Raw genomic sequence first — 1,293 nt, forward strand, 5'->3', positions numbered from 1 at the left:
TATTTAGGTAAATCAAGTGCGTAATTCATAGGTGCGAGCGATGGCGAAAGGGTTTACTTCGACTTTAACTTCCCAACAAAAAACAATAGGTGTATCGAATCCGACAGACTTATTGAACATTAGTTTTTTAAACCATTTTGAGAACTTGACCGATCCAAGAATAGAAAGAAGTAAAGAGCATTTACTAATAGATATTGTAGCCATTGCCATTCTAGCTGTCATCAGCGGTGCGGATGGATGGGTATCAATAGAACTCTAGGGAAAAGCTAAATATGAATGGCTAAAAGGTTTTCTAGAACTACCGAATGGAATTCCTTCTCATGATACATTTAGTCGAGTATTTGCTCGAATTAAACCGAAGCAGTTTCAAGAGTGTTTTTTGAGTTGGGTAAATTCAATTACCCAAAAATTGGAGCTAGAAGTCATAGCCATTGATGGCAAAACAATGAAACAATCTTATGACCGGAATCAAAGCCAAAAACCGTTACATATAGTCAGTGCATGGTCGGCGTCCCATCAATTAGTTTTAGGGCAAAAAAAAGTCACTAATAAATCCAACGAAGTAACAGCGATTCCGGCTTTGTTAGAGCTGCTAGAAATTGAAAAAAGCATAATAACCATCGATGCTTTGGGATGTCAGAAAGAAATAGCAGCGCTCATAATTAAGAAGAAAGGAGATTATATTTTAGCGCTAAAGGGAAATCAAAAACTTCTTCATAAAGACGTAAAAAACTGGTTTGAATTAGCTCTAAAAGAAGAGTTAGCTGGCAGAGAGCATAGCTATTATCAACAAATAGAAGGAGGGCATCATCGAGTTGAAAAAAGACAAATTTGGACGGTGGCAGTCTCGGAGTTGCCACCTCTTCATAATCAATCATTATGGACTGGATTAAAAACGGTTGTGATGGTCGTAAGTGAAAGACGTTTGTGGAATAAAACTACCACAGAAGTTCGGTTTTATTTAAGTAGTTTAGCCAGTAATGCCGAGAAGATTTCTCAAGCAATTCGCAGTCATTGGGGTATTGAAAATAGCTTACATTGGACATTGGATGTTACTTTTTGTGAAGACAAGAGTCGCATTCGTAAAGATCATTCTCCTGAAAATTTTGCTCTTTTACGTCGTTTAGCTGTCAGTTTACTGAAACAGGAAAAAGGATTTAAAGGAAGTTTAAAAATGAAGCGGTATCTGGCGGGAATGGATAATAATTATTTAGTTAAAATTTTATACTCGGCCAGCTAACGCTCGAAAACTCAAACGGATTCCCGATCTAAATTGATTCAGCTTTAAGAATT

Annotated in this window: 1 pseudogene; it reads left to right on the plus strand. The window is 36.8% G+C overall.

Features of this window, described 5'->3' with window-relative positions:
• Positions 1 to 40 precede the first annotated feature (40 nt).
• Positions 41 to 1,240, plus strand: a pseudogene (locus QUA38_RS28995) (ISAs1 family transposase).
• The last annotated feature ends 53 nt before the right edge of the window (positions 1,241 to 1,293 follow it).

The organism is Microcoleus sp. Pol12B4, from assembly GCF_036701385.1.
In the GTDB taxonomy this organism is placed as follows: domain Bacteria; phylum Cyanobacteriota; class Cyanobacteriia; order Cyanobacteriales; family Microcoleaceae; genus Microcoleus.